At 42.5% G+C, this 398-nt stretch carries 1 pseudogene; it reads left to right on the top strand.

The annotated features are described in order from the left end of the window. A pseudogene (locus PL9631_RS26470) lies at positions 1-398 on the top strand (plasmid replication protein, CyRepA1 family); the annotation flags it as partial.

Genomic DNA, 398 nt, shown 5'->3' with positions numbered 1-398 from the left:
CATCAACGGGATAAACGTTATTTAGAAAGACAATTAGAACTAGGGGAAGGAAAAGCTTGTTTGCAGGATATTAAATTATTATCAGCACAAGTTCATGTGTTGAAACTATTAGGAGTTGATACTTTACTTGAGCTAGATAGAGAGTTTACTTCGGAGTCTGAGGAAATTCTGGAGTTTGCAGATAAGGTGATTGGCTTCAGTCGAGATGTGGGGGATTATCTGGGGATTAGTCCCGATAGCAAAGCCTCGCCGATTCGGATTGTGCAGGATGTGTTGAGGAATAAAATCGGTCTACCCCTCAAATGTGTGCGCCAAATTAAGTTACCCGACGGCACTCGCCAACGAGTTTATGTCTTTGATTGTCCCACCTGGCGTTACTCTATCTTTGACCATTGGTT

This window comes from Planktothrix paucivesiculata PCC 9631, assembly GCF_900009265.2.
GTDB classification, from domain to species: domain Bacteria; phylum Cyanobacteriota; class Cyanobacteriia; order Cyanobacteriales; family Microcoleaceae; genus Planktothrix; species Planktothrix paucivesiculata.
This window is presented reverse-complemented; position numbering and strand designations above follow the sequence as displayed.